At 70.4% G+C, this 23720-nt stretch carries 24 protein-coding genes and 1 pseudogene; 11 read left to right on the top strand and 14 right to left on the bottom strand.

Going from position 1 to position 23720, the window contains the following annotated elements; all coding sequences use genetic code 11:
* Nucleotides 1–234 precede the first annotated feature (234 nt).
* Nucleotides 235–2808 carry a M14 family zinc carboxypeptidase gene (locus tag ID574_RS36800; protein WP_223167456.1) on the top strand — a complete coding sequence of 858 codons (2574 nt, stop codon included), beginning with the start codon at nucleotides 235–237 and terminating at the stop codon, nucleotides 2806–2808.
* A gap of 233 nt (nucleotides 2809–3041) precedes the next feature.
* Here ID574_RS36800 and ID574_RS36795 read toward each other — a convergent pair whose 3' ends face one another.
* The 10 genes from ID574_RS36795 to ID574_RS36750 all read right to left on the bottom strand — a co-directional run bounded on the left by ID574_RS36795 (nucleotide 3042) and on the right by ID574_RS36750 (nucleotide 10146).
* Nucleotides 3042–3368 (bottom strand): rhodanese-like domain-containing protein, encoded by a 327-nt coding sequence (locus ID574_RS36795; RefSeq protein WP_188193625.1) that lies wholly within the window; start codon nucleotides 3366–3368, stop codon nucleotides 3042–3044.
* A gap of 246 nt (nucleotides 3369–3614) precedes the next feature.
* Nucleotides 3615–4187 (bottom strand): GNAT family N-acetyltransferase, encoded by a 573-nt coding sequence (locus ID574_RS36790; protein WP_188193624.1) that lies wholly within the window; start codon nucleotides 4185–4187, stop codon nucleotides 3615–3617.
* A gap of 58 nt (nucleotides 4188–4245) precedes the next feature.
* A complete protein-coding gene (locus tag ID574_RS36785) occupies nucleotides 4246–4389 on the bottom strand; it encodes a hypothetical protein (RefSeq protein ID WP_188193623.1) in 144 nt (47 codons plus the stop codon).
* Nucleotides 4386–5819 carry a sensor histidine kinase gene (locus tag ID574_RS36780; RefSeq protein WP_223167455.1) on the bottom strand — a complete coding sequence of 478 codons (1434 nt, stop codon included), beginning with the start codon at nucleotides 5817–5819 and terminating at the stop codon, nucleotides 4386–4388. Before ID574_RS36780 ends, ID574_RS36785 begins: the two co-directional genes overlap by 4 nt.
* Nucleotides 5816–6499 carry a response regulator transcription factor gene (locus ID574_RS36775; protein WP_188193622.1) on the bottom strand — a complete coding sequence of 228 codons (684 nt, stop codon included), beginning with the start codon at nucleotides 6497–6499 and terminating at the stop codon, nucleotides 5816–5818. Before ID574_RS36775 ends, ID574_RS36780 begins: the two co-directional genes overlap by 4 nt.
* The gene (locus ID574_RS36770; protein ID WP_223167454.1) at nucleotides 6496–7020 is read right to left on the bottom strand and encodes a GerMN domain-containing protein; all 525 of its coding nucleotides are present in this window, start codon (nucleotides 7018–7020) and stop codon (nucleotides 6496–6498) included. Before ID574_RS36770 ends, ID574_RS36775 begins: the two co-directional genes overlap by 4 nt.
* A 44-nt stretch (nucleotides 7021–7064) precedes the next feature.
* The gene (locus tag ID574_RS36765) at nucleotides 7065–8255 is read right to left on the bottom strand and encodes an acyltransferase family protein (protein WP_188193621.1); all 1191 of its coding nucleotides are present in this window, start codon (nucleotides 8253–8255) and stop codon (nucleotides 7065–7067) included.
* Nucleotides 8255–9091, bottom strand: a complete 837-nt coding sequence (locus ID574_RS36760; RefSeq protein ID WP_223167453.1) for an SGNH/GDSL hydrolase family protein — start codon at nucleotides 9089–9091, stop codon at nucleotides 8255–8257. Before ID574_RS36760 ends, ID574_RS36765 begins: the two co-directional genes overlap by 1 nt.
* Nucleotides 9092–9386: 295 nt before the next feature.
* A complete protein-coding gene (locus ID574_RS36755) occupies nucleotides 9387–9692 on the bottom strand; it encodes a hypothetical protein (protein ID WP_188193620.1) in 306 nt (101 codons plus the stop codon).
* Between the two features lie 208 nt (nucleotides 9693–9900).
* Nucleotides 9901–10146 carry a tyrosine-type recombinase/integrase gene (locus ID574_RS36750; RefSeq protein WP_188193619.1) on the bottom strand — a complete coding sequence of 82 codons (246 nt, stop codon included), beginning with the start codon at nucleotides 10144–10146 and terminating at the stop codon, nucleotides 9901–9903.
* A gap of 12 nt (nucleotides 10147–10158) precedes the next feature.
* Between ID574_RS36750 and ID574_RS36745 the strand changes: the two genes are divergently transcribed.
* The 8 genes from ID574_RS36745 (at nucleotide 10159) to ID574_RS36710 (ending at nucleotide 16784) form a co-directional block, all read left to right on the top strand.
* Entirely contained in the window at nucleotides 10159–10734 is a 576-nt protein-coding gene (locus ID574_RS36745; protein WP_223167452.1) for a hypothetical protein, read from the top strand.
* Between the two features lie 162 nt (nucleotides 10735–10896).
* Complete coding sequence (locus ID574_RS36740; RefSeq protein WP_188193618.1) at nucleotides 10897–11037, top strand: sigma-70 factor domain-containing protein; 141 nt, start codon at nucleotides 10897–10899, stop codon at nucleotides 11035–11037.
* Nucleotides 11034–11435 (top strand): tRNA (N6-threonylcarbamoyladenosine(37)-N6)-methyltransferase TrmO, encoded by a 402-nt coding sequence (gene tsaA, locus ID574_RS36735; protein WP_188193617.1) that lies wholly within the window; start codon nucleotides 11034–11036, stop codon nucleotides 11433–11435. The genes ID574_RS36740 and tsaA overlap by 4 nt, the downstream gene beginning before the upstream one ends.
* A 684-nt stretch (nucleotides 11436–12119) precedes the next feature.
* A complete protein-coding gene (locus ID574_RS36730) occupies nucleotides 12120–13742 on the top strand; it encodes an ABC-F family ATP-binding cassette domain-containing protein (protein ID WP_188193616.1) in 1623 nt (540 codons plus the stop codon).
* A gap of 385 nt (nucleotides 13743–14127) precedes the next feature.
* The gene (locus ID574_RS36725) at nucleotides 14128–14874 is read left to right on the top strand and encodes a class I SAM-dependent methyltransferase (protein WP_223167451.1); all 747 of its coding nucleotides are present in this window, start codon (nucleotides 14128–14130) and stop codon (nucleotides 14872–14874) included.
* A gap of 183 nt (nucleotides 14875–15057) precedes the next feature.
* Nucleotides 15058–15303: a tyrosine-type recombinase/integrase gene (locus ID574_RS36720; RefSeq protein WP_223167450.1), complete on the top strand. Its 246-nt coding sequence runs from the start codon at nucleotides 15058–15060 to the stop codon at nucleotides 15301–15303.
* Nucleotides 15300–15611, top strand: a complete 312-nt coding sequence (locus ID574_RS36715; protein WP_188193615.1) for a helix-turn-helix domain-containing protein — start codon at nucleotides 15300–15302, stop codon at nucleotides 15609–15611. The genes ID574_RS36720 and ID574_RS36715 overlap by 4 nt, the downstream gene beginning before the upstream one ends.
* Nucleotides 15612–16229: 618 nt before the next feature.
* Nucleotides 16230–16784, top strand: a complete 555-nt coding sequence (locus ID574_RS36710) for a dihydrofolate reductase family protein (RefSeq protein WP_188193614.1) — start codon at nucleotides 16230–16232, stop codon at nucleotides 16782–16784.
* Nucleotides 16785–17026: 242 nt separating this feature from the next.
* On the opposite strand, the gene ID574_RS36705 is transcribed toward ID574_RS36710, so the two are convergent.
* The gene (locus ID574_RS36705; RefSeq protein WP_188193613.1) at nucleotides 17027–18175 is read right to left on the bottom strand and encodes an aminoglycoside phosphotransferase family protein; all 1149 of its coding nucleotides are present in this window, start codon (nucleotides 18173–18175) and stop codon (nucleotides 17027–17029) included.
* Nucleotides 18176–18338: 163 nt separating this feature from the next.
* On the opposite strand from ID574_RS36705, the pseudogene ID574_RS60475 reads away from it, so the two are divergent.
* A pseudogene (locus ID574_RS60475) lies at nucleotides 18339–18558 on the top strand (IS5/IS1182 family transposase); the annotation flags it as partial.
* Nucleotides 18559–18579: 21 nt separating this feature from the next.
* Here the strand turns inward: ID574_RS60475 and ID574_RS36700 are convergent.
* The 3 genes from ID574_RS36700 to ID574_RS36690 all read right to left on the bottom strand — a co-directional run bounded on the left by ID574_RS36700 (nucleotide 18580) and on the right by ID574_RS36690 (nucleotide 21426).
* Nucleotides 18580–19512, bottom strand: a complete 933-nt coding sequence (locus tag ID574_RS36700) for a GNAT family N-acetyltransferase (RefSeq protein WP_223167449.1) — start codon at nucleotides 19510–19512, stop codon at nucleotides 18580–18582.
* Between the two features lie 118 nt (nucleotides 19513–19630).
* On the bottom strand, nucleotides 19631–20740 hold the full coding sequence (locus ID574_RS36695) for a sensor histidine kinase (protein WP_188193612.1): 1110 nt from the start codon (nucleotides 20738–20740) through the stop codon (nucleotides 19631–19633).
* Complete coding sequence (locus tag ID574_RS36690; RefSeq protein ID WP_188193611.1) at nucleotides 20740–21426, bottom strand: response regulator transcription factor; 687 nt, start codon at nucleotides 21424–21426, stop codon at nucleotides 20740–20742. The genes ID574_RS36695 and ID574_RS36690 overlap by 1 nt, the downstream gene beginning before the upstream one ends.
* A 112-nt stretch (nucleotides 21427–21538) precedes the next feature.
* Between ID574_RS36690 and ID574_RS36685 the strand changes: the two genes are divergently transcribed.
* The gene (locus ID574_RS36685) at nucleotides 21539–23707 is read left to right on the top strand and encodes an MMPL family transporter (RefSeq protein WP_188193610.1); all 2169 of its coding nucleotides are present in this window, start codon (nucleotides 21539–21541) and stop codon (nucleotides 23705–23707) included.
* The last annotated feature ends 13 nt before the right edge of the window (nucleotides 23708–23720 follow it).

Raw genomic sequence — 23720 nt, 5'->3', positions numbered from 1 at the left:
GGCGTCCCCCGGCCTGTCCGCTGATGCGCCCTTGGCCTGGCGTCGCCCAGTCCGCCCGCTGAGAAGCCTGGCCTCGCTTCTGTGTGTCGCCCTGCCCTCCGTCTGACGTCCCTGTACCGTCGTCCCGCGACACGGAATGGCATGGATTGCGCGTCGCTCTGATCACGGTGTCTTGTGTGGGTTTGGCCCTGAATCTTACGAACGAGACCGCACTTCTGATTTGTGGAGGCCTTTGTGCGTTTATCCCATGCCTTCCTGAGCATCGCCGTCTCGGCCGCGCTCGTCGCCTCACCAGGGGCGGCGGTCGCCGATCCGGCGGAGCCGCCCCACCCCGCCGTCCGCGACTTCGGCAACGGTCCCGAACGGAACGAGGTCGCGGCCGGAACAGAAAAGGGGCAGCAGGCCGAGTCGCTCCGCCGCGCCCCCGACACGACCGCGGGCGCGGACGCGTACGGATGGACCCATGACCGCGGGTACCCCAGGCGGACCCAGCTCCCCGTCCCCGCGGAGAACCCGGCCGACGCCTCCATCAAACTGGGCCTGGCGCCGTACCACGCCATCGCGCCCAAGTTGAACGACCTGCAGCGGCGCAGCGACCGGGTGAGCGCGGAGATCATCGGCCGCACCCACCAGGGCCGCGACCTCTACCTCGTCACCGTCACCGCGCCGGAGAGCCGGAGCGAGGCCGGCGAGCAGAGCCGGATCCGCGACCGCATCGAGAACGCCCCGGCCGCCGCCCGCCACCTCGTCAAGAAGTACAAGGCGCCCATCTTCGTCAACGCCAACATCCACGGCAACGAGTGGGAGGGCACCGACGCCGCCCTGCGTACCATCGAGCAGCTGGCGACCAGCACCGATCCTCGGGTCGCCGACCTCATGAAGCGCACCAGGCTGTACTTCAACATCACCGCCAACCCCGACGGCCGCGTCAACGGCACCCGCGCCAACGCCGTCGGCTTCGACCTCAACCGCGACTTCGTCACCGCCTCCCAGCCGGAGGTCCGGGCCATGCGCCAGGTGATGATCGACACCCAGCCGGTTGCCATGATCGACCTGCACGGGTACGTCAACGGCACCCTCATCGAGCCCACCACGCCCCCGCACGGCGCCAACTACGAGTACGACCTGTTCATCAGGAACACCTACGCCAACGGGCTCGGCATGGAGGCCGCCGTCAACGGCCTCGGCTACACCGCCGAGAAGGACGGCGTGCGCCCGGTGCAGATCCCGTTCCGGGACTCGGCGGAGGGCTGGGACGACTGGCCGCCGATCTTCACCCCGCAGTACGCGCCCTTCCACGGCACGGTCGCCTCGCACACCGTCGAGATCCCCCTCAGGGTCAACAACGCCGACTACACCTCCCTGCCGGTGGAGGAGCTGCGCCGCCGATCCGCGATCAACACCGACGTGGCCGCGGCCGCGATCCGGGCGACGTACGGCTTCGTGCAGTCCAAGCACGACGAGCTGATCGCCGACCAGATCGAGGCCTTCCGGCGGGGCGCGGCCGGCGAGCCGTCCAAGGTCGTGCCGCTCGGCATCGTGCCCGGCTTCGGCCCCGAGGACGTCTACAACACGACCTTCCCCCGCGCGTACGTCATCACCGGGCAGCGCTCCGCCACCGCGGCCGCCCGCCTGGTCGACCACCTGATCGCCAACGACGTGCGGGTCGAGCGGGCCAAGCATCCCTTCAGGCTCAACGGCACGACGTACCCGGCGGGCTCGTACGTCGTGGACATGCGCCAGCCCAAGCGCGGCCTGGCGAACGTGATGCTGGAGCCGGGCGCGGACATCTCCGGCCGGGTCGATGCGATGTACGACATCTCCGGCTGGAGCCACGGCCTGCTCTGGGGCGCCACCGTGGACAGCGTCGCCTCCGGCGCGCTGAACGTCTGGTCCGAGCCGGTCAAGGCCGCCGCCCCCACCGGGTCGGTCCCGCGGACCACCGGCCCCCTCGTGCTCAAGGTAACCGACGCCAAGGAGGTCCTGGCGCTCAACGACCTGCTGGCCCAGGGTGTGGCGGTGACCTGGACGAACGACGGCGCCGCGATCGTCCCCGCCAGTGCCCGTCAGGCCGCGAAGACCGTGTCCGACCGCTACGGCGTGGTCTTCACCCCGGCGGGCTCGGCCACCGGGACGCCGCTGGCGCAGGTGCGGATCGCCGCGGCCGCCTCCGCCGACGAGCTCTTCACGCTGCGCGAGATGGGCTTCGCCGTGACCCCGGTCTCCACCGCCGTGCTCAACGCCGGCTTCGACTGGAGCGCCACCGACGTCCTGTACGTCTCCAGCGGGCTCAGCTACGCGGCGCTCAACCCGGCGGCCCGTACGGCGCTCGACGCGTTCCTCGCCACCGGGGGAGTGATCACCCGGGGCGGCACGGGCGCGACGTTCAACGCCGCGGCCGGCCTGCTCACCGCCACCGCCGTCGCCGGCCGCGGCGACGCCAACGGCGTGGTGCGCACGGTCGCGTCCGGCGGGCCCGTCGGCAGCGGCTCGCCCGAGCACTCGTTCGTGTACTCGCCGCGCTGGTTCACCGCGCTCGGGGCCGAGGTCACGGTCGAGCAGTCGTACGCCTCCGAGGGCCCGCTCGTCTCCGGCCACTGGCGCGCCAACGCCGACGGCACCGGCGGCCCGGACGCGGCCAGGGGCCAGGCGGCCGTGGTGAGCGGCCGGGACGAGCGGGGCGCGGCGGTGGTGCTGTTCGGCACCGAGCCGATGTTCCGCAACCACCCGAAGGGCCTGTTCCCGCAGGTGGCAAGGGCGCTGTACTGGTCGGCCGCGGTCACCGGCGCGACCGTCACCACCCCCTGACACACCCCCCCGCCGGCCCGGCAGCACCTCAGCCGGTCGGCGGGGCCTCGGCCGCGGCCGGGCTCAGCCGGCTGCGGACCGCTCGGGCCCTCCCGAGCGGCACCGGCCGCAGCCTGGTTCAACCAGGTTTTCAGCCTGCCCTTCGCCACGCTGGAGGCGCCGACCGCCCCCTGCGTGCCGTCTTCGACGGACTGCGCCAGGCGGCCGTGCTGCTCGGCCGGTTGCCGCGCTGTTCAGACGGATTCGGTGGGCAGGCCCGCGGCCGCCCAATCCTCGATGCCTTCGCGGTATTTGCGGACGTTGGTGTAGCCGAGGGCGGTGAGCCGGTCGGCGACCTGGCCGCTGTTGGCGCATGCTGGGTTGGAGCAGTACGTGACGATCGCGGCGTCGCGGTCAGGTAGTACAGCCGAGGCCCGGGTGTTCGTCTCGGCTGGAGTCAGGGGCAGGGCGCCGGGCAAATGCTGCTTGGCGTAGTACTCGCCGCCGAGTGTGTCGACGACGGTCACGGTCCCGGCGTCGATCGCCGCCTTCAGTTCGTCACGAGTGATAAGTGCGGTCACGTCGCTACCTCCAAACTAATCGGACCATAGTCCGGTTGTCTCTGCCGAGACAATATCGGACCGCGGTCCGATTCTGCAATGCCTCTGGAACGGCTACGCGCTCGCCGAAGTGCCTGGGGCGCCTTGCCACGCGACCTCCCGCCCGCACGAGCAGCTCCAGCTCGTCATGCAGCTCGCCGTGAGCGTTGTCACTCAAGATCGATGGCTGCCTCGTTGCGCCGGCCGCCAGTGTCGAGGGCTGATCTGTCAGCGCAGGTCGAGCCGCATCAGGACCCGGGGATGACCGGCCAGCACCGAGGTGGTGTCGGCAACGTGGGCGAACCCGGCGCGCTCGAAGTTCTTCCGGATCCCCGCGTACGCCATCGTCATGTCGACCCTGGCGTCGCCGTTGTCGAGGGGGTACGCCTCGATCGCCGGCGCGCTGTGGGCGCGGGCGAACTCGACCGCGCCGGCGATGAGGGCATGTGAGATCCCCCTCCTCCGGTGACCGGGGCGTACGCGGATGCACCACAGCGACCAGACCGGCTGGTCGTCGACGTTCGGGATCTTACGGTTGCGCGCGAAGGAGGTTTCAGAGCGCGGTGCCACAGCGGCCCAGCCGACCGGCTCGTCGCCGTCGTAGGCGAGCACCCCCGGAGGGGGATCGGCACGGCACAGCTCGGCGACGTATTCACCGCGGGCGGGCCCGCGAAGCTCGTTGTTGAGCTTGGACGGGATCCGGTAGCTCAGGCACCAGCAGACGTTGGCCCCAGGTGTCTTCGGGCCGAGCAGGGCACGGACATCCTCGAAAACCGAAGCCGGGCGAACTTCGATGGTCATGGCACCACGATGTCACGGCGGACGCGGCCCGGCTGCTCTTGCGGTGGGGACGCACTCGTCAGGCGAAGGCCGACACGCTCTGATCGTGGGTGAACGCCCCGACCTCGGTGCAGGCGGTGCCGCCTCCGGCCAGGGCGGCGGCCCGCCCCGCGGGTCCGGCCTGCCCGTTTATCTGGTGCCGCGCGTGACGGGCGTTCCTCATGGTGGATTCCGCGGCAGCGTGAGCGTCAGGATGGTTCCGCCTCGGGGGGCGTTGGTCGCGGTGAGAGTGCCGCCGTGCAGGCGCGCGTTCTCGGTGGCGATGGCCAGGCCCAGGCCGCTGCCGTCGGTACGGGTACGGGCGGCGTCACCTTTGGTGAAGCGGTCGAAGACGTGGGGCAGCAGGTCGGCGGGGATGCCGGGCCCGTCGTCGGAGACGGTGACGGCGATTTGCTCGGTATCGGCCCGAACCTGGACGAGCACCGATACCGCCGTGCCGCCGTGCCGCAGCGCGTTGCCGACGAGGTTGGCGAGGATGACATCGACGCGGCGCGGGTCGAGCCGGGCGCGCAGCCCAGGGGGAACGTCGGTGCGGACCCGGTCGCGCCAGTGCCGCAGCGCCAGCGTCTTGCCGATGAGCTCTCCCACGTCGACTTCGTCAAGGCTCAGCACGGCGACGCCGGCGTCGAAGCGGGACACCTCGATGAGGTCCTCTACCAGGCGGCTGAGCTTACGTGTCTCGTCGGAGACGAGTCGCAGCGCCTCGGCGGTGAGTGGCGCGAGGCGGCCGGAGGCGGCGTCCGCATCGAGGACCTCGGTCACGGCGGACATGGCCGCCAGCGGGGTGCGCAACTCGTGGGAGACGTCGGCGGCGAACCGGCGTGCCCGCGCTTCCATGTCGCGCAGCGCGGCCGCGTCGGACTGGAGCGTGGCCGCCATGGTGTTGAAAGTACGGCCGAGGTCGGCGAGTTCGTCGTTGCCGGTGACGTGTACGCGGGTGTCGAGACTGCCGCCCGCCATCCGCTCGGCGGCCGTCCGCAGACGCCGTACCGGTCGCAGCAGTCTGCGCGCGGCCAGCAGCGCGGGAACGATGGCGACCAGGGCGACGGGCAGGACTCCGGCGCGGGCGGCGGCCGCCAGGGTGTCCACATCCTGCTGCTGGGAGGCCAGGGAGAAGGAGGCGTACACGACGAGGGGCGGGGGGCCGTGTGGGCGGGCGGCGGCGGTGACCGGGAGGGCCACGGCCAGCCAGGGCGCCTGGCCGCGATGGAAGCGCTGGGCCAGTGCGGTGGTCGAGGTGGCCGCTTGAGTGCGCAACTGCGCGGGCAGTGGCGGCTGCGCTCCGGTGGCGATGAGCGGGCCGCCGCGATAGGACAGGGCGGTGCGCCAGCCGCGGATGCCTGCCGCGCGGTCCAGTTGCAGCGCCAGCGTACGCAGGTCCGTCTCGGTGGGGTCGGCGGGCAGGTCAGGCGTCCGGGAGGCGAGGTGGGCGCGCAGATCCTGCAGGGCGTCGGCCTGGGCGCGCTCCACGATCGCGGTGCGGCCCTGACGGAAGGTGATGGTGGCGGCGATCAGCGCACTGAGCACGGAGACCAGGAGGAACACCAGGACCAGCTGAGCTCGCAGGCCGCGAGCGAGGGATAGGTGGATCACAGCGGCCCGAAGCGGTAGCCGAAGCCGCGCACGGTTTGGATGTAGCGGGGGTTGCGGGGGTCGTCCTCGATTTTGGCCCGCAGCCGCATCACGCACGCGTCGACCAGCCGGTAGTCGCCGTGGAAGCTGTGCTCCCACACCTGTTCCAGGAGTTGCTGGCGGCTGAAGGTCTGTTCGGGCGCGGCCGACAGGAACAGCAGCAGCTTCAGCTCCGTCGGCGCCAGCGCAAGTTGCGTGCCGTGCTTGAGCGCGCGCAGGGCGACCCGGTCGATGAGCAAGTCGCCGTGGGTGGTGTGTGTCTGGCCGGAGGAGGCGGGCGGCGTGGTACGGCGCAGCACCGCACGCATGCGTGCCTCGATGACCTCGCTGCTGGCAGGCTTGATCACGTAGTCGTCGGCGCCGGCCTCCAGACCGACCACGATGTCCACGTCATCGTCGCGCGCGGACAGGATCACGATGGGCACTTGGCTGAAGGCGCGGATTCGGCGGCAGGTCTCCAGGCCGCTCATGCCGGGCAGCATCAGGTCGAGCAGCACGACCTCGGGGGCGCCCGCGACGAGTTCGGCCAGACCGTCTTCACCGGTCGCGACCAGTATGGTTTCGTGACCCCTGTGGCGGAGGCCGACGCTCACTCCCCAGCGCACGGCCGGATCGTCTTCTATCACGAGCACGCATGTCATGAGGAGGCTCCTTGGTCGGCTGGGACGGCCGACCCGTTCTCGTCGCATCTGACCGGCCAGGGCCGCTCCATCGCGGGCTCGACCACCTCGACGACGGAGTCGTCGCCGACGTCCGCGGCGGCGGCCGTGCACACGAGCTGGCTCACCGCCACCGGCTGCAGGTTGCGTACCTGCCAGGGCAGACGCAGTTCCACCCGGCCTCTGATCGTCGTGGCCCGGACCGGCTGGGTTGACGAGGGAAGCTGTGTGACCAGCCCTCGGGCCCGCTCCTCCGCCGTGGGGCCGGCGAGCAACGCGTTCATGGCCCGTTGCAGCCGGTTTCCGGCCGGGGCCGGCCGCGAGACCGGCCAGGTGCCCTCTTGCGTGACGAAGTACACCCGCAGTAGCTGGTCGCTGTTCTCGGTCAGGCCGCCCTGGACCGGCTGACCGGCGGGCAGCGCATCGGTGTCGGTGATCCCGCAGCCCGCCAGCGCCACCGTCGCGACCAGGACGGTCGCCACGCGGCACAGCATCCCCGGCATGTGTGGTTCCTCCTCTTCGACGCGATGTCACCAGTGTGACCTGGCTAGAGCCGGCCGAGCCTGCTCACATCGACCGTCCCGGCACCGGGCTGCGGCCGCGGTATCGCCGCCCACACTCCCGCCGCCATCACTCCCGCGACGGCCAGGGCCACCCATCCACGGCGTCCGGTGGCCCACCGGGCGCGCAGCCGTACCGGGTCCTCGACGGCGATCTTCGACACTACCGCAGCCAGGAGCGACAGGCCGATCGCGGTGACCGTCCAGCCCCAGCCGGTGAGCCCGGCCACCGGCCGTGGCAGCAGCAGATAGACCGGCCAGTGCCACAGGTACAGGCTGTAGGACAGATCGCCCAGCCGGCGCGGTACGGCGCTGCCCACTGCCCGGCCCGCCAGACCGTCCGGCGCGTGGGCGAGCAGCGCGATCAGCGCGGCACCGGCCAGGGCGTGCGCGAACATCCCGCCCTGGAACAGGCCGGGGGACGTTTCCCCGCTGGTCAGCGCCCATGACGCGAGCAGCCCGCCCAGCAGCGGGACGCAGATCACGTCCACGGCCGTGCGTGACAGGCGGGCCACGGCGTGGCGCACGGGCGCGCTGGCCGCGGCCGCGCCGAGGAGCAGGGAGCAGGCCCGGGTGTCGGTACCCTCGTAGGCGCGGGTGGTGTCCACGGCCGCCCCAAGCCTGATCATGAGCAGGAGCGAGACGAACGCGCCGGCGACCGCGACGAACGCGACCCGCCGCTGCCCGCCGTGCCCCTTCCCGGCCAGCGCCACCACTAGGGGCCAGGCCAGGTAGAACTGCCACTCCACGCTGATGCTCCACAGGTGGGCGAACAGACGGGTGCCGGAGGCGTTCCAGTATCCGATCTGCTCGCCGATGAAATGCCAGTTCAGGCTCTGGGCGGCGGCCCATGGCGCGTCCCGCAGGGCGGACCCCAGCACGTCCGGCCCGGCGAACGCCCAGGCCAGCAGCAACGTTGCCGCGACCATGACGGCCAGCGCGGGAAGGAGCCTACGGGCCCTGCGCCCCCAGAAGGCCACCAGGTCGATACGGCCGCGCCCGGCGAGCTCCTCCAGCAGCAGACCGGTGATCAGAAAGCCGGACAGGACGAAGAACAGGTCGACGCCCAGAAACCCGCCGCGCATGTGCCCGGCGTGGAACAGCAGGACCGCGGCGACGGCAAGCCCGCGCAGCCCGTCGAGCGCGCCGATATGCGCTCGGCGGGAGGCTGGAGCCATCAGCCGCAGCCGAGTTTGACGAAGCGCTCGTCGCCGGTCCACGGCCCGGTGGCCCAAGTGCCGGGGGCGGCCGGAGTGAAGCCGGCCAGCTTGCCGAGGTGCCTGGCGAACCAGGTGGCGAAGGCCGCCGACCCCTGTTGACAGGAGTGGATCCCGTCCTTGGCACGCTGGGCCTTGTCGGCGGCGTAGTCGTCCCCCCACAGCTCAGAGGCGTCCAGGTAGCGAACGTCAGCGACCTTGGCGGCCATCGCGGGCGCGCTCTTGATCGCGTCCTCGTGAGGCTTGAAGAATTCGTCGATCTTGAACGGCGGGGCGGACACCAGGACGAGCCGGGCACCGGCGTCCTTCGCCGTCCGGGAGAGCTTCTGGTAGGCCGCCAGCTGCTGGCGGGGCGTGCCCCAGTCGTAGGTGGTGATCTGGTACGCGATCACCGTCGGCCGGAAGGAGGCGAGGTCCTCCTTCAGCCTCTTCCAGGTGTCCTTGGCCGCCACGGCCGTCACCGGATGATCACCGGCGACGATGTTGCCGCCGCCGTCGGAGGTGGCGTTCTTGAACTGCACACCGCTGGCCTTCAGCGCGGCCTCCACGGCCGGGGCCTCGGCGCCCGCGATGGAGTCGCCCATCCACAACACCCTGACGCTGGTCGCGGCCTGATCGGCGTGCTGGGCCGTCGCGTCCGCCGCGGCAGGTCCGTCGCCGGGGGCTGCGGTGAATGCGCCGCAGGCCGCCAGCGTGGCCCCGGCCGCGACGGCCACGGCCGCCATCACCCGGGCACGACGGCGGCCCGTGGATCCTTGGGGGAACAGGGAGTCAGGAGAGGGGTTCGTCGGCTGCATGATCCGTAGGCAATCAGACGAATCCGGTGATCAACCGCGTCGTCATCGTTTCATCACACAATGAGGGATCAGCCATCACAAAGCTTTGCTGGCCCTCGCCTCCGGCGCGGTACGGCCCGCCGGCGCAACCGCCCGCATGCGCCACGACGGTCCATGACCACGATCAGCCCAGGACGAGCCGCCTCCGCCTGCTCCTCGTTCCGGTTGTCGCGACCGTCGGCAGAGCTCGCCGGAAGGGTGAACCGGGGGCCCCACCCGGGCGCTTGGGTTCGTCCAGCTCGTCACAGCGGTATGGTCACGGCACTCGGCGACGCTGATTCTGACCGTGGCCGACCGGCTCACTGCGGCGTCCGCTCCTGGCAGGCGATGGGCTTCTCCTCGAAGACTGACCCTCGTTGAAGATGCCGATGGGCCACTGCTCGAAGTCGAAGCCGCCCTGAGGGCGATAGGTGAGGCGCATGTCGCTGAAGACATTGGTGTAGGTGATGCCCCGGCCCGGGTGCACCTCGCGCTTCCACTGCTGCTTGGTGTCCTTGCTCACGTCAACGGTCTTCGTGACCCGGACCTTCGATCCTGTGCTCTTGTCGGCCACGCTGAGCATGACTTCCTCCCCCGCGGGACCCAGCAGGTTGCTTTCGAACCCCACGACGCCCGGTTCGAACCCCTCTGTGAGGTCCCACCTCTCCGGGACGGCGAATTCGCCAGGCAGTGCGAGCGGCGAAGGCACGTCACATCACAATCGGTCAAAGTGCACAGAACCGGCGCAAGCAGCGTCCGGTTGACCGCATGCCGGCACGCGTGATGGTGCGTCAGATCCTCGAGATGCGCCAGCCGTGCCAGTGACGCACGTGCACAGGCAGGATGTCGACCACCCGGGGAGCGCCGAACTCCGGGATCAGGTGCTGGTGGATGGCATACGTGTACTTCTGCCGAGTGGTCGCGGAGAAGGTGCCGGCAGACCGGTGGCTGCCCTTCGACGACGCGCCGGGGTTCGCGGGCCGGCCGGTGCGGATGAGGGCATACTCGAAGCCATGCGTGTGGGGATAGCCCATCATCTCGGTTGGGCCGTGGCAGTCACCGCATCGGCCGACTACCAGGTAGTGGACCGCCGGCGGATCGAACTGATCGAGCCCGGCATGCCGACGGCGCCCATCCACCACGAAGGCAAACCGCTCAGCGATGCCGCGACCTCGGAGCTGGTAGCCCGAGTGCGGGCGTCGGCAGCCCGGGCGACGGCAGCTTCACTGGACGCACTCGCATCCGCACTGCGCGAACCGATCATCTCAGTTTCGCTGCGAGCCTGGCCGCTCGATTTCCCCGAAGACATCGCCGTCCAACGACGTGCACCGTACGAATCCCAAGCGGACTCCGTCATGTACCGCCAGATCTTGGCCGAGGTCGCACACGCACGTGGCTGGATTGTCCACGTCTATGACGCCAAGGACGTGGAGAACCAAGCGGCCGGAATCCTGGCTGAGCGGACCGGCGAGGTCCTGTACGGCCCTCGGGTGACGTTGGGGCCGCCCTGGGCGAAGGACCATCGAATGGCTCTCGCGGCGACGATCGTGGCTGCTGCGAAGCCGCGCGTCGCGCCGGGTGCTCAGGAGCTTCGAGCCCTGCCTGATTCACCGATGCGTCCGTGACGTATCCCGCCGTCTCCGGTGCGCTCATTAGGGACGGAGGCGATCGGGCGACCCGCGGACTCGGCTCGATCATTCACGAGCTGCTCCTCCGATCTCCCTGCCCGCTGCCGTCGTTAGGAGCACGCCGTTAATGTCGAGGTAAGCCTCGAACCGCATGACCAGATGACGGACTACCTCGCACGAATCGGTGCCGTCCCGTTGCTGACCGCCGCCGCCGAGGAGGGGTTGGGCAAGCGGATCGAGGCAACCGCGCTATGGCCGAGCACACCTGAGATCCTGCTCCACGGTATGGAGGAGTCATGATGTACGAGATTCGTCCAGTCGGAGTCGTCGAGTCGCCCTTGGTGGATCGCGCGAGCGCTCCGAAGCAGGGTGTGGAGGGCAGTCCCGAAGCTTGGCTGGCGTTCGATCCCGCGATGGCCGAGGGTATCCGTGATCTCGCGGTTGGCGATGAGGTGTTCGTCCTCACATGGCTGCACCTCGCCGACCGATCCGTTTTGGCCGTACATCCGCGCGATGATCTGCGCAAGCCGCTGACCGGTGTCTTCAGTACCCGTTCCTCCGACCGGCCCAATCCCATCGGTCTGCACCGCGTTCGAGTGCTCGCGATCGACGGGCTTCGAGTGCGGGTAGCCGATCTCGAGGCCATCGACGGCACCCCGATCGTCGACGTGAAACCGGTCCTGGACGCAACGCGCTAGCGGAGGGTGTCCCCTGATCGCCTCCCGTGGCGAGCGGCGTCCAGAGCGGTGCATCACGAGGCGGAGCAGGGGCCGTAGCGGTCTCTATGGCCGACGACAACGCAGAGAAACGCTTTCGGGGTCACAGGTGAGCGCTGCCAGGAGGGCGGCGCACGAGTCCACCTACGAGCCGGCGAGGACTCCAGCGGGAGCCACCTCCCAGACGAAGCCGCCGGGGCCGGATTGCGGCGCTCGAGCAGCGCCTCGGTCTGGCCGGTGACCCGCCCCGCCACGTGCGCGCCAACGAGGAGGAGGGACGCACTCCGCGCCCGGCCCGCCGTGGGAAGAACAGTCGGCGCAACGTGGTGGCCCTCGCGCGCGGATCCTGCCACAGGGCCGGCCGCACCTGCGTGGCGCGCGTCGGTGCGGCGATCGCGGTGACCGGGCTGGCCGGCGTACACGCCTCCGCCGCATACGACGTGGAGCGGCGCAGCCCAGCGCTTCGGTCGTGCCGAGACGGGATACGGAACGTTGCCCGTGAGACATCGGATACAGTGGGTGCGTGCATTTGTACTTCCTCTGAGGACGACACGTTCGGCCGCCTGCCACGGGCGCGGCTGAGCCTCTCTGCTGTCGTCACTCACCCTTCAGGTTCCCCGCCTCCGTTTGTGCCGAGGCGCGCGGGAGCCTGCCTTCGGAGGAAGCATGTCTCCCCTCATTGCTCTACCGGCCCGTGCGCGGGCTCATCTCAACGCCACCGACCTCCATGTCTCTCGTGGCGGCCGGCCGGTTCTGACCGGCGTGGACGTGACCGTTTCCCCCGGCGACCGGCTGGGCGTGGTCGGCGAGAACGGCCGCGGGAAGACCACGCTGCTGCAGGTGCTCGCCGGCACCCTGGTGCCCGACTCGGGCACCGTGCATCGCGCGGGCACGCTCGGCGTCGCCCAGCAGGAGATGCCGAACGGCGACGACCGTACCGTCGGTGACCTGATCGACGACGAACTCGTCCACGTGCGCGCGGCGCTGAGCGCGTTCGAGTCGGCCACCATCGCCCTGGCCGAGGAACGGCCCGGTGCCGAGCAGGCCTATGCCGACGCGCTCGCGGGCGCGGAGTCCATCGGCGCGTGGGACGCCGACCGCCGGGTCGACATCTCTCTCGCCGCCCTCGGCGCGGTGAGCGACCGCTCCCGGCCGCTGGCCGGGCTTTCCGTCGGCCAGCGTTATCGGATCAGGCTGGCCTGCCTGCTGGGCGCCGGGCACGACCTGCTCCTGCTGGACGAGCCCACCAACCATCTCGACGCCGACGGCCTCGATCACCTGACCGCCAGGCTGCGCGCGCATCCAGGCGGCGTGGTGCTGGTCAGCCACGACCGGGCGCTGCTGTCCGACGTGGTCACCACGGTGCTGGACCTCGATCCGACCAGTGACGGCCGTCCCCGCACCTACGGGGGCGGATACGCCGGCTACCACGAGGGGCGACGCGCCGAACGGGAACGCTGGGAGACCGCGTACCGGGACCAGCAGCTGCAACGACAGCGTCTCGCCCAGGACCTGTCGGAGGCCCAGAACCGGCTGTCCACCGGGTGGCGGCCGGAGAAGGGCACCGGCAAGCACACCCGCGCCACCCGCGCGCCGGCGCTGGTCCGGGCGGTGCACAGGCGGCAGGAGGCGCTGGAGGCGCACATCGTCGACGTGCCCGAGCCGCCGTTGCGGTTCCAGATGCCACCCCTGGACGCGCCACCGGGAGTCACGCTGCTGCGGGCCGACGACGTGCTGGTGCACGGCAGGCTCGACACGCCCCAGTCGGTGCTCCTGCGGGCAGGCGACCGCCTCGCGGTCACCGGGCCCAACGGGTGCGGCAAGTCGAGCCTGCTCCACGTGCTCGCGGGCACGCTCACCCCCGACTCCGGATCCGTACAGCGGAATCGGGGCGTGCGCGTCGGGCTGCTCGCACAGGAATCGCCTGCGCCGTCGCGGCGGCGGGCCTTCGAGGTCTACGACGCCGTAGTGGGCCGGCTCGTCAGCTCAGGACGGCTGGCCGAGTCCGACACGATCGGGCTCGGCCGGCTCGGGCTGCTGCCGTCCGAGGCCGCTCACCGGCCGGTCACCGAGCTGTCGATCGGCCAGCGACGGCGGCTCGACCTGGCGGTCCTGTTGGCCACACAACCGCAGGTCGTGCTGCTCGACGAGCCGACCAACCACCTGTCGATGGCCCTGGTGGAGGAGCTGACCCAGGCGCTGACCACCACAGGGGCCGCGGTGGTGCTGGCCACCCACGACAGGCAGTTACTGCGTGACACGGCGTCCTGGCCGCGGCTCCAGCTCTGAGGGCGGACTTCGACGGCAGCTCGACCAGTTCGTCCACGTCCCGGGCCGGCGCTGTGTGAACGGCATGGATTCCGACGTTCTGTCCTGAACACCGTCGGCCCGGGCGAGCCGCTCCTGGATGACCCCGAACCCTCGCGAGCTGTCGTGGAGGGGCGCGAGTGGTCTGGAGATGGGGGATGGCGAAGCCGCAACGCCCTGGTCCGCCGCTGCTATGAGCGGGTCAAGAATGCAGCGCCGGCAGGCGAGGACGAAGACGAATGATCTTGACCCCGGGACGGGCAGCGGCAATCATCACAGCGTCGAGGCAAGAGCACCGAGGATCCAGCGCGGCGACGCCAGCCCACGTGCCTGGCGTGGGAATGGCCCCAGTCAGGGAGGCGGCGACATGTCCGGCGCGCAGTTGTACGACACCATCGGAGCCACTTACGCCGTGACGCGGCGCACCGAGCCGCGGATCGCCGCGAGGATCTGGGCTGCGCTCGGCGGTGCGCGGACGGTCTTGAATGTCGGGGCCGGCACCGGCTCCTACGAGCCCCCGGACCGCGACGTCACCGCGGTGGAACCGTCGGCGGTCATGCGGGCGAAGCGCCCCGCAGGCGCAGCGCCATGCGTGGCTGCCAGCGCGGAGAGCCTCCCGTTCGAGGACCAGTCCTTCGACGCCGCGATGGCTGTCAGCACCATTCATCACTGGCAGGACCCGATCGCCGGGCTGCGCGAGATGCGGCGCGTGGCTCGCCGCGTGGTGGTGTTCACGTTCGAGGGCAGTGACACCGGATGGCGTCATCGGTTCTGGCTCACTCGCGACTACCTGCCTGAGGTCGCTGACCTCCTGGTCGGCTGGCCTTCGCTGACCGAGCTGGCCGACGCGATCGGAGCCCGCACGGAGCCGGTGCTCATTCCCTGGGACTGCGCTGACGGCTTCTTCGAGGCCTACTGGCGCAGGCCCGAGGCGTACCTGGATGATCGTGTACGTCGTGGAGTGTCGGTGTGGGCCAAAGTCGGGCCGGAGGCCGAGCAGCGGGTTGTGCGCAACCTCCGTGATGACCTTGACTCAGGCCGGTGGGCCGAACGCAACCGCGACCTCATCGCTCTCGACGCAGCGGAGCTCGGCCTTCGCCTACTCGTAACCTGACCCCGCCGCAGACTGGTACAAGTCGGCCCGCCCAAAGCTCGCAGGATGAGTTGGCTGGTAGTGCCGCTGACAACTCGGTGCCGGTCTCGATGATGTTGCCACGCGCGGCCGCTTCCCCGACTCGCCGGTGTTGTTCGCCGATGAGTCGGGCGGGGCGCTGCCCGTAATCGGCTGCGCTACCTCATGCAGTTGGAGGGCCGGCCGCAGACCGAGTGGTTCAGCCCGCATGCGCTGCGCTGGGCGTGCGCCACTCACAACGACGAGCGCGGCGTGGACCTGGTGGCCATTCAGCAGTTGCTCGGGCACTGGACGGTGAGCTCGACGATGCGCTATGTCCGGCCGTCGGCCACCTTCATCGAAGACGCCTATCGCCGGGGGGTGACCAGCATCCTGGGCGAGTTGACCGGGAAAGGGGAGCCGACAGCGTGAAGTTCCCATGGAAACTGCGGATGGCCGCCGCGCTGCGGGAGGTGTGGACCGGTGCCCAGTTGCGGCGGCTGCCGGCCGACAAGGTCGGGCCGGAGCTGTCGGCGGCCTCGGTCTCGGCGCTGCTGAACAAGGAACCCACGCAGGTGAAGCTGTCCACCCTGGCCGCGTCGTGCACTGCGCTGGCGTTCACTCCCAACGACCTGTTCGAGGTGGACACCACCCCCGTCGAGCGGCGCGTCCGGCCGCCGCAGCCGACGGCCGAGCCCAAGGCCGCCTCCAGCGGTGGCCGGTCCATGCCCCCGCTGTGACCGAATAAGGAGGGCGGCGATGGGGAAACGGCAACGCGACGGTGTGGACTGCGGCGGCGCGGTCGGCATCATCGGCCGCCAGCAATGCTGGCGCTGCTTGAACCGGCTCAAGCAGGCAGCCGCCAAGGCGTCCTGCCCGGCCTGCGGGAGACAACGGGTGCTGCAGGCCGACACCGGCCGGTGCATCACATGCTCACGCGGATGCACCGCGTGCGGGCATCCGGTCCGCTCACCGGATGCGACACTGTGCCGGGACTGCGCCCGCGAGGCGCGCCGGCGGGCGGCTCAGCAGCCGTGCCAGCGGGCGGCTCAGCAGCCGTGCCCACGCTGCGGACGCCCGGGCTATCTGCGCGAAGCCCCACCAGCGGACTGTCGGCGAAGGCACGCACGGGCTTCATCGGCCAGACCCTCACCCTCGACCAGCAGCGACGCCTCTTCCGAAGGTGGGCCAGCGGCCCAGCCGTCCACCCGCACGAGGAATTGCTGGGCATTGTCTCCCTGCTGCACGGGGCCTCCAGTCCATTCAGAAAAGCGCCGTTTGGCCGCTCTGCCTGCGATGAGTTCCGGAGCTCCATCGGGTCTCCACTCTGGACCACCGCCACGACCAAGGAGGGTTTCATGGGCAAGGTCATCTACTGGATGAACACCTCGATCGACGGCTACATCGAGGATCCCGACGGTGGCATGGACTTTCTGGACTCGGACGAGGACTTTCATCAGGCGGCGAACGACCATGTCCGCCGGACCGCGGCGTTCCTGTTCGGGCGGCGGCTGTATGAGGCGATGGAAAAGCCCTGGACGCAGGACCTGGGCAAGGAAGGCGCCCCGGCCGTCGAGCGGGAGTTCGCCCAGTTCTACAAGGAGACGCCGCGGTACGTCTTCTCCGACACCCTCCAGACCGTCCCCGAAGGGCTCACGATCGTCCGTCGCAAGGACGCCGTGTCCGTGGTGACGCGCCTCAAGCAGGAGATCGACGGCACCCTCCAGCTCGGCGGCCCCGAGCTGGCCGCCTCTCTGCTGGACCTGATCGACGAGTTCTGGGTGTACGCATTCCCCGTGATCGTCGGGGGCGGCAAGCCGTACCTGCCCGTGAGAGAAAAACTGCGGTTGCGCCTGGTCGAGCACCGTTCCTTCGCCTCAGGAACCATGTTCCGGCGCTACGTACGACCCTGACCGACCAGGAGCGGACCCGCGCGGGCGCACCCACGGAAGGCCCAGTGGCCGTACGCCCGTGCGCGATGCTGGACGAAGTGGCGCCCGCGTCACTGCTCGGTGAGCACCTGGAACCAGGGACGCCGCCACCCACGGCTCGGCACCTACGGCAGTGGTGCGATCTCCTCGCAGAGACCGGAGTCACCGTCCGGCGCACCTTACGCGCCGGGCCTCGAGTGGCCCTCGAACGCGGCCGATGAGCCCTACTTTCGCCAACCGTTGATGGTCAGGTGGGGGTCGGTGGCCGCGTTCAGCAGCCGCCGGGCCCAACCGTAGGTCATCGGTAGCCAGTTGAAGTCGTGGTCCGGTCCGACGATGTCGGCCAGTTCGATCAGCTTCATCATCTCCACCACGGCGGCGAGCGGCTTAGCCACGCGCCATGCGCCCCGCATCCGCTCCGGAGCGACGGTGTCGGCCCAGGCGGCGAAGCAGGCGTCGAGGTAGGCCGCGGCGTCCGGCTCGGACGCGTCGTGCAGCCATGAGGCCAGATCGAACAACGGGTTCGTGACGGTGGCGAAGCTCCAGTCGTGCAACAGGATTTCGTCGTCGCGCACGACCACATTGCCCGGGTGGAAATCGCGGTGGACGATCGTCGCCGGGATGGCCGCCTCGTCCAGGCGCTCGTCGCACTCGACCAGATACGGCGTCAGTGCCTGCAGCCGGTCGGCCTCCTCGTCGGTCAGCGCCCGGCCCAGGTTCTTCGGAAGCTTGGGCGCCCGCCAGATGTCGTCGCGGGCCATGGTCGACCGCACGCCGTCGGCTATCGAGGTCGGGGTGAGCGGGACACACCCCGCGGCGATCAGCTCGTCCCCGCGGTGAATGGTCTCCTTCTGTACCATGACCAGCTGTGTCAGGCATGCGCGACGCTGCTCTTTGGAGACCACCCAGCCGTCCACACCGCCAAAGTCCTCGGCGAGCCACCAGCGGTCACCAGGTGACATCGCGGTGATGGTGGCGAACGGCGCGATGCGCAACGACGCCAGGTACCGAGTGATGTCCGGTTCGCGAGCCAGCCTCGGCAGGACCGCCTTCAGGTACACGTCACCCCGGTCAGTCGGCGTGCGGAGCACGGCGGACATGCTCCAGTGCTTGATTTGGCGGCTGGGACCGAGCCGCACCCGACCGGCAGCCTTTATCTCCCCGTCGATGTAGGACTCGGCTCGCTCGAACCAGCCGGGCCTGAACCAGTCGGAGGCGGGCGGCCGGGATCGCGCCGCCCAGCAGTCGAGTACGAGGCTCTGCCCGGTCACCGCCTCATGACCGTGCCACGCAAACCCATCGGCCGAGACCGGCCGCGTCCCGCCCGCCGCCAGCAGTACCACTGTCGTGAAGTCCAACGGCTCCAGGACCACCGTGGTCAGCCCTTCAACCCTCCAAGGATCGACGGAGTTCACGGGGTAGCGCACGGGCGTCGTTCATGACTTGCGCAATCGACGAATACTTCCATCGGCCATACCGCCCTGGAGCGTGCGGCCCGCGCGGGCAGTCACCGGGTCGAAGTTGTGCGTGTACACGAGCCTCCCCGAACCACACGATCAACGCGCCAACCGTCGCCGGCGCGGCTGGACCGAGGGACGGCCCACCGGCTTCGACACCGAACGCTACAAGCAGCGCAATACGGCGGACGGGCGATCAACCGGCTGAAGAACTTCCGGGCCGTGGCCACGCGACATGACAGACGCGCCTACGTCTTCCCGGCACCGTCACCCTGGCGGACCTGGTGATCTGGCTCCGCACCCGAGCTAAGAAGCAGCTCTTAGGGCCGGAGGTCGTTGGAGAGGTTGATCCGGATCTCCGTGGTGCGGTATCCGGCGCGCCGGAACGCGGCCGCCATCGGCGCGTTGCCCACGTCGGTGGTGGCGGTGACGCGTAGCGCTCCATTGGCCGCATGGATGCGGGTGATTTCGGCGAGCACCTCGTCCACGTAGCCGCGCCCCCGGAACTCCGGGACCACCCCGAGATACCCGACGTTCACGTTGTACGGCGTCGCCGAGGGGATCGCCATGCCCGCCACCGCGCCCTCGTGCGTATAGGCGATCCGCCACCACTCCCGTTTGCCCGGAGCCCCGAGATAGAAGTCCATCTCTTCGCGCGCGGTCACGTCCACGCCCTTGGCCGCCAGGTTCGCACGGGTCTGGGCGTCCAGGCTGCCCTCGGCGATCCTCCTGAATACCGCCAGGAACTCCTCGTCGGACGCCTCGGCGAACCGCAACACGCCGGCCGCCGGGGGCACCCCGTCGGCGGGTGCCCACTCGAACTGCAGCCGCTCCACCTCCCGGGTGAGGCCCGCTGCGTGTGCTGCCGCCCGCCGCCATTCCACCGCCATCGAGGTGGCCGGATCGTCGCGCCAGCCGCCGGCCGCCTTGATCCCGTACTGCACCGTCTGCGGGAATCCGGCCAGCGCGGCCCTGATCAGCTCGGCTGCGATGGCGGCGCGGTCCCCCATGGCGGAATCCACGTCGAGGCAGTCGAGCGCGACCGGGTGCGCGCTGTCCCTTGGCCCCCACCACAGCGCCCGTCCCACGACCCGGTCGCCGACCTCGGCGATCCACGTCCATTCCGGCCGGTACATGTCCTCGGCCAGATCTGCGAGGTAACGGTCGGCGGGGATCCAACCGACGGGCTCGGTCACGATCCACGCGGTCACGCGGTCAAGGTCGGCGGGGACGGTAGGGCGGTAGGAGATCACCTGAACAAACTAGCGAGCCTTTGTCATCATCTGAGCTAAGTGTCCGGTCATTGCTTGAACCCATCCTCGTGCGGCCGGGAAGGCTGCCGTGCGGGCCGCGCCTGCTGGGCGGTGGGGCTCAGCCGCGTAGCGGGAGGCGTACGCGGAAGGCGGCGCCGGCCCCGGGGCGGGAGTGGAGCGAGACCTCGCCCGCGTGCGCGGTGACGACGGCTTGGACGATGGACAGGCCGAGGCCGGCGCCGCCGCGGCGGGTGTCGTGCCCGTGCCGGTGATCCACCCGGTAGAAACGCTCGAAGACCAACGCGGCCTGCTCCTGGTCCAGCCCCCGCCCCTGGTCGGTGACCTCGATCAGCGCATGGCCGTCCGCCGTGCCGACGCGTACGGCCGCCGGGGTGCCCGCAGGGGTGTGGTGCAGCACGTTGGCCAGGAGGTTGCCCAGCACCTGGCGGAGCCGCGCGGCGTCGCCGGTCACCCAGACCGGCCCGTCGTGGTCCAGTGTCAGCGGCCGGTCGGGGTCGACGGCCAGCGCGTCGGCCACCGCGTCGGCGGCCAGCCCGGTCAGCTCGACGGGCGCGCGGTCCAGCGGGCGGCCCTGGTCGAGGCGAGCCAGCAGGAGCATCTCGTCCACCAGCGACCCCATTCTGGTCGCCTCGCCCTCGATCCGGGCCATCGCCTTCTCCAGGTCGTCCTGGCGCACGGCCGCGCCGCGCCGGAACAGCTCGGCGTAGCCGCGGATGGTGGCGATGGGCGTGCGCAGCTCATGCGAGGCGTCGGCGACGAAGCGGCGCAACCGGTCCTCCGACTCCTGCCGCTCGCGGAAGGCGTCCTCGATCTGGCCGAGCATCGCGTTGAGCGCGTCGCCGAGCCGCCCGACCTCGGTGCCGGGCGGGGCCGTCTCGATCCGCCGCCCGAGGTCGCCCGCGCCGATCGCCGCCGCGGTCTCGACGATGCGGTCCAGCGGGCGCAGCCCGCGGCGGATCAGCTGGGCGGCCAGCAGGGTCAGGCAGGCCAGTCCGAAGCCGGACGTGCCGATCAGCACGAACGCCACCCGCTCGGAGAGCTCGTCGGTGGCGGCGAGGAGCTCCTGCGGGGTGTTCAACGACAGGACGCGGGAGTTGCCGGGGCCGCGCCAGTCCTGGATGGCGCCGAACGTCGCTCCGGCGGCCAGCGCCAGCGCCAGCGTCAGCAGGCCGACCACGGTGGCGACCAGGCGGGCTCGCAGCGACATCAGTTCTCCCTGGGCAGGCGCAGGACGTACCCGACGCGGGGCACGGTGTGGATGAGGGGCGGGTCCACGTTGTCCACCTTGCGGCGCAGGTAGCTGATGTAGGTCTGGACCACGCCGTCGTTGCCGCCGAAGTCGTACTCCCAGACGTGGTCCAGGATCTGCCGTTTGGTCACCACCCGGCCGGCGTTGACCATCAGGAAACGCAGCAGCTTGAACTCGGTGGGGGTCAGGTCGAGAAGGGTGCCGTTCCGCCGCACCTCGTAGGCGTCCTCGTCGATGACCAGGCCCTGGAAGCTCAGCAGGCCGGTGTCCGGCTCGGCCCGCTTGGTGCGGCGCAGCACCGCCCGGATCCGGGCGATGAGCTCCTCCAGGCTGAACGGCTTGGTCACGTAGTCGTCGCCCCCGACCGCCAAGCCGCCGATCTTGTCCTCGGTCGCGTCCCTGGCCGTGAGGAACACCACGGGCACCTCCGTCCCGGCCGCGCGGACCCTGCGGCACACCTCGGTGCCGAGCACGTCCGGCAGCATCACGTCGAGCACGATGAGGTCCGGCCGGAAGGAGCCGGTCATGGCGACCGCCGCGGCGCCCGTGGCGGCGATGGCCGTCTCGAATCCCTCATACCTCAGGGCGGTCGCGACAAGATCGGCGAGATAGGGTTCGTCGTCCACGACGAGGATGCGGCTCACGCGTCCAGTCTCACCCGCCCGGAGAAGGAGATCCCCCAGGGATCGGCGATTCACAGAAGCGTCTAAGAACGCCCGCGCAGCCGTTGAAGATCATTTTGTTCCACTGGTTGCCATGGAGACACTCTCGGCCTTCGTCCTGCGACGCAAAGGACTGGTCGCCCTGCTGGCGCTGGTGGCGTTCTTCGTCGGCATGGGCGCCACCCCCATCGCCATCCAACGTCTGTCCGAGGAATACGCCCACCCGGGCATGCCCGCCTTCGACGCCAACCAGGAGATCGTCCGGATCTACGGCAACGGCGGCTACCAGCGGCCGTTCGTACCGGTCGTGGTCCTGCCCGAGGGGCAGCACGCGGACGGCTCCAAGGAGGCGCTCGGCCGGGCCTACACCGCGGTGTCGGCGAAGCTGCCCCAGGCCCGCATCGTGTCCTACGCCGACACCGGCGACCCGAGGCTGGTCGGCGCCGACGGCCGGACCACGTTCGGCCTGGTGTTCCCCGGTACCTATTCCGACGGCAGCCCGCCGGGCGGCGGGCTCGGCGAGACGCCCGACGAGAGCCCGGTCATCGTCGCGGTGATGACACCGCACCTCCCGCCCGGCACCAAGGTGCACGTCACCGGGCTCGACACGCTCGCGCCCAGCGTGGACGCGGGCGGCGTGGACGTGCCCGCCAAGATCGGCATCGGCGTGCTCGCCGCGGCGATCGTGCTGTTCCTGGTGTTCCGCTCGATGCTCGCGCTCGTCCCGATCCTCATCTCCGTCCTGTCGATCTTCGGGTCGTTCGTCGTGATCCTGCTGCTCACGCTCGTGATGACGGTGCACGACGTGGCGCTGACCACCATGCCGCTGCTGGGCCTGGGCATCGCCGTGGACTACTCGTTACTGCTGGTCGCCCGCTGGCGGGAGGAACAGGCGAACGGTTTCCGCGGTGACGAGGCGGTGCACCGGGCCATGGCGGGCGCCGGGCGCGCGGTGCTGTTCAGCGGCGTGGCGGTCGCCATCGGGCTGGTGACCATGGTGGTGTTGCCGGTGCCGTTCCTGCGCAGCCTGGGGCTGGCCGGCATGATCATCGCCGCGGTGAGCGTGGCCGCGACGCTGACCGTGCTGCCGGTGCTGCTCGCGCTCACCGGCCGGCGGCTGGACCGCCGGGCCGCGGCAGGTGGCCGCTTCGCCCGCGAGGCCGACGCCGGTCGGGCGTGGTCGGCCTGGGCACGCGGCGTCGTACGGCTGCGCCGGCCCGCGGCGCTGGTCTCCGGCGGCCTGCTGCTGGCGCTGGCGCTGACCGGTCTGGGCGTCAACCTGGCCCTGCCCGAGAGCCGGAACCTGCTGACCACCGGCCCCGGCCACGCGGGGCTGACCGCGCTCACCCGTGCGGGCGTGCCAGCCGGCTCGATCACGCCGATCGACGCCCTGGTGACCGGCGATCCCGCGGCCGCCGTCGAACGCATCAGGCGGATCGAGGGCGTGGCCACCGTACTCGCGCCGCAGGCGCCCTCCTGGCGGCGCGACGGGACCGCGGTCATCTCGGTGCTGCCGGTGGCCGAGAACGGCAGCCCGGCCGGGGAGGCGACGATCGAGCGCATCCGCGCGGCCGTCCCGGACAACGTCCGCGTCGGCGGCAACGCGGCGCAGAGCATGGACTTCCAGAGCCACACCTACGGCGCGTTCCCCTGGATGCTGGCGCTGATCGCACTGGTCACCTTCGTGATGCTCGCCAGGGCGTTCCGGTCGCTCCTGCTGCCGATCAAGGCGATCGTGCTCAACCTGCTCTCCCTCGGCGCGGTGATCGGCGCCATGGTGCTCCTGTGGCAGTTCGGCTGGGGCACCAGGGAGATTCTCGACATCCAGCCCACCGGCTCGATCGGTGAGTTCGTCCCCCTGACGATCTTCGCCTTCCTGTACGGGCTCAGCATGGACTATGAGGTGTTCATCCTGGCCCGGATGCGTGAGGAGTACGACAAGTCAGGCGACACCCGCCAGGCGGTCGTGGAGGGCGTCGGGCGCACCGGGCGGCTGGTGACCTCGGCCGCGCTGATCCTTTTCATCTCGTTCGCGGCCCTGGCCATGACCCCGGAGCTGGACGTCAAGGTCTTCGCCAGCGGCCTGGCCCTTGGCATCCTGCTGGACGCCACGCTCATCCGCGGCATCCTGGTCCCCGCGTTCGTGGCCATGATGGGACGGTGGAACTGGTGGCTGCCAGGCTGGGCGGCCCGTCTCCTGCGGGTCAGCCCCTCGCCACTGCTGGACGAGGCCCCCGAGCGGGTCCCGGAGCCCGTCGGCTGACGCGATCGGCGGC

The sequence above is a fragment of the Nonomuraea sp. SYSU D8015 genome (genome assembly GCF_008065375.1).
Taxonomy (GTDB): domain Bacteria; phylum Actinomycetota; class Actinomycetes; order Streptosporangiales; family Streptosporangiaceae; genus Nonomuraea.
Note: the sequence above shows the minus strand (reverse complement) of the source record. Positions and strands in the feature narration are given on the sequence as shown.